Annotated in this window: 2 protein-coding genes; one reads left to right on the plus strand and one right to left on the minus strand. The window is 61.4% G+C overall.

What is annotated here, in order from left to right:
* Positions 1 to 486: HAD-IIIC family phosphatase (locus ACLP25_RS05255; RefSeq protein ID WP_442468174.1), on the minus strand; the 486-nt coding region annotated here is incomplete at its 3' end.
* Between the two features lie 445 nt (positions 487 to 931).
* Between ACLP25_RS05255 and ACLP25_RS05260 the strand changes: the two genes are divergently transcribed.
* Positions 932 to 3,463, plus strand: coding sequence for a hypothetical protein (locus tag ACLP25_RS05260; RefSeq protein WP_442468175.1), 2,532 nt, complete (start codon positions 932 to 934; stop codon positions 3,461 to 3,463).
* Positions 3,464 to 3,727: the final 264 nt, after the last annotated feature.

Genomic DNA, 3,727 nt, shown 5'->3' on the forward strand with positions numbered 1-3,727 from the left:
TTCCACCTCACGCGACCAACGAAAATGGGGGAAGTGAACGGTTACCGGATCGGAAAGCAATTCTTGTACGCGATTCTCGCATGCGACTTGAAGACCGGGAACGGCTTGAAGAGCCTCCGCCCGATTCATTGGATTATCGTCGATGAAAAGGACAGTTTCGGGGCGGAGTTGGACAGCCTCGACGATTCTCCTGATTCTTTGTCCTTTCGGCGTCCAGTCTACACTGGGAAAGACAAAGTAGTCCCAAATTCCCCTTTCCTGTAAAATCTTCGCTACCGAGTCGAAGTCATTTCGAGAGCAAATTGAGTTGATTATCCCGCGGTGCGAGAGCTCGATGACGATGTCATGGCTAATTTCATCGTATTGGATCCCCCCTACGGTCAATGTCCCTTTCCAAAAAGTCTCATCAAGGTCCCAAATCACCAGACGGATCGCCTCCGCCGTCGAACGTGGCTCAGCCGTTTCAATGATCGGTAAAGCAGGCATTTCTTACCCCTAGGTCAAAACGCTGTTCAACGTACTTTACACACGCTGGGAACTCAACATTTCGGCGCCCGTGCCACGCTCGCGAGGTCACAGCGACCGGACGCACCGTCACTCGTCGCGGTGACCTGTTGCCCTCATGGACCCACGAATCACGCTGTCATCGAGGCTGCTCTCGATCGCCGCCGCGCTTTTTAGAACAAAAAGAGAACAATTTCTTGACCCGAGAGGCGAGCTCATGGCACAACAGAGTACGGTGGGTTGGCTCACTCTGGAGTTTTGCTCGCACCGGCGGCGGCTGGCGCAAAACTGCGCTTGCGACGCGCGGACCGTGGTCCGCACGCGTCGCGAGCCGCGGCGGGCAATTCCGGTTTGCCAGACCTCACAGGCCGTCAACCCGCCTCTCCCGCGATCTCGACGGCCGAGACGCATGACCCGGAGAATTCCCGTGAAGCGTTTGTTTCCTTTCATCGCCGTCTCATTGGGGCTCGTCGCCCAGCCGCACGCCCAGCAGATGAGCGCGCTACTGCTCCCCACCCTTCCGGGCTTTTCGCTCGGCGCGGGGCTTTCGTCAGCAATCGCCAATCCCGCCAACTCGAGCGGCGGAGTCACGCTCCTCAACGGATCGGCGACGGCCGGCGACTGCCTCATCTGGGGCGCGAACGGGATCCAGGACGCGGGGTCCCCCTGCGTCGCTTCGCCAATAGGGACGAACAGGGTGACCGGAACGGGCGCGCAAAGCGCGCCGACGTTGGCTGACCGGGCGACCGACTTCGGCGTCACGTTCAATCTGAAGACAGACTTTGGGGCGTATTGCGATGGCAACCCCGCGCATGACGACACCGCGGCCATTCAGGCGTGGCTAGGCAAGGCCGCCCCGGGCGTGAAGCTCGTCGCGCCGGCGGGCGCCTGCCTCTTTTCCGCGCCGCTCACGGTCGGCGCGGCCTCGCACTACACCATCGAAGGCGCCGGGCCGCTGTCGACAGAATTCAAGTACGCCGGGACGTCCACGACGGCGACGCTGCTGACGATCAACGCGCCGAACACGGCGGCGGTCTATGGCGTGACGCTGCGGGACTTCCGCCTCGGCTCGTCGACCACGATGACGGGCGGCTTCGCCCTGCAGCTCAACGGGGCCTTCGCCTCCTTCCTTCAGGGCGTGTCGATCGACCAGGACGCCTACCTCGACGCCAACGACGGCAATTTCTGCGGCGGCATCTGGATGAACGGCGCGGAGGGCGACTTGACGAACATCAACGCGTATTCGGCGCAGAACTGCGGCGATGGCGTCCGCATCAACTCCAATCTCGGGGCGACCGCCGAAGTCCGCATCGTCGGCGGCAGCATCGGCTCGGGTTGGGTCAACGGCATCCACATAGCGGGTGGCTTCGGCGGCGTCCGCTGCGATCAAACCAACATCGCCGGCAACGGGAACGGTGTTCTGATCGACACCGCGATCGTGTCGACCGGCAACCGGGAGTTCGACGAGGGCTCGACTTGCGCCTTCGACAGCAACACGAACAACGGAATCCTCGTCAACGACACGCTGTCCGCGGGCGGCATGATCGACGTCGCCGGATGGGTCGGATCGACCTCGGCCGGCCCTGGCGTTCGCATCGAGAATTGGGCCGGGACCGTAGTTCTCCGCGGCAATGCGATCTACAACAATTGCGGCTCCGGCGTCGAGGTCGATACCTCGTCCGCTTACCTCCGCATCGACACGACCGAGGCCATCAACGCCAACGGGAACAGCAGTTTCGGAACGGCTTGCACGACCTATCAGTCCGGTCATTCCGGCTACGGCGGAGGTGTCGAGGCCGAGGTCTCGACCTACAACATTTTCTCGACCGCGAGCATCTGGGGCAATCACGCAAACGAGTTCAGCGCCAATGCCAACGCTTACAACCAGCTCTACACGGCGAATGGCTTGACCTTCAAAAACCAGTCAGGGAGCGTAGGGCTCGTCCTGGCCGACGCCGGCGGCTCCAGCTACAATGACAGCATCTATTTCCAAGACGGGCTCGGGACGAACAAATGGCAACTAGGGATGGCCTACAATGGCTCAAACCCACAGCTCACTATCTGGGACAGCGCCAATTCGTCCTACTGGCTGATGTCCTGCGCCACCGGCGGCGTCTGCCAATGGGGCGAGACCGACAATTCCAGCATGACGTTCAACGGCTCGACGTTCAATCTCAAGACCTCGACGACCGACGCCAGTCAGTTGAATGTCAGCATCAACGACGGCGCCGGGAAAGGCGGGTATCTGTGGTTCGACGTGAACGGAGCGCCCAAGTGGCAGATCGGCAACAGCACCTCGAATAGTTTCGGCATCTGGGATAGCGCGAATTCCAGTTCCGCGCTCATGACGTGCTCGACCGGCGCGAGTTGCACGATCGGTGAAAACGACACCTTCGGAACGATATTTCGTGGCGCCGTGGAGGTCGAGACAACTGGACCCAACGGCACGAACGTCTATCTGAATGCAAACTACGGCGGTCAATCCGACACGATCTATTTCCAGGACGCCGGCAACAGCAAGTGGACGATTGGAAAATCCACAGGCAACGCTTTCGGCATTGGGGACGCCGCCGCCTCTGCGAACTGGCTGACGGTCTCGACCGGCGGCAACGCCACCATCGGCGAGGGAAACGACGGTCTCAGCCTTTCCGGAAACGTTCAAGCTGCGTCCAACCTCATCGCGTCCGTGACGGCGGGCGCCGGCGCGTCGTGCACGGTCGCCTCGACCTGTCACAATAATGCAGGCCGGATCACGGTCGGCCCATCGCCGTCAACCACGGTCGTGGTCTCGTTCAACGGTTCGAATGCGTGGGCGAACGCTCCCGTCTGTTTCGCGCAAGACGAGACGAGCGCCGTCACGATGCGCGCGACTTCCGTGTCGACAACCGGGGTCACGTTCACTGCATCCGGCGCTCTGACGCCCTCGGACAAAGTCTCCTACATGTGCATGGGGATATAGCGGCGCAGCAACGGGCCGGCGGAGCCGGCCCCGCGTTTCGTCTGTAAACATATGGCCTCCTCTTGTGAGGGAATGGGACGCCGCTTTTCGTCGATGGCGGCGCAGAGAGGGGCGCACCCGCGGGCCGCTCCCGCGGGAGACGACGACGCTCCCTACTGCACGACGATGATTTTGCGCGCGTGTTTCATCAGCGGAATGCCGATGAGAAACAGAACAAGCGAGCACCCGAGAATGTATTGCAAGCTCCAGATCGTCTTGACCGAG

The organism is Roseiarcus sp., from assembly GCF_052145395.1.
Lineage (GTDB): Bacteria > Pseudomonadota > Alphaproteobacteria > Rhizobiales > Beijerinckiaceae > Roseiarcus.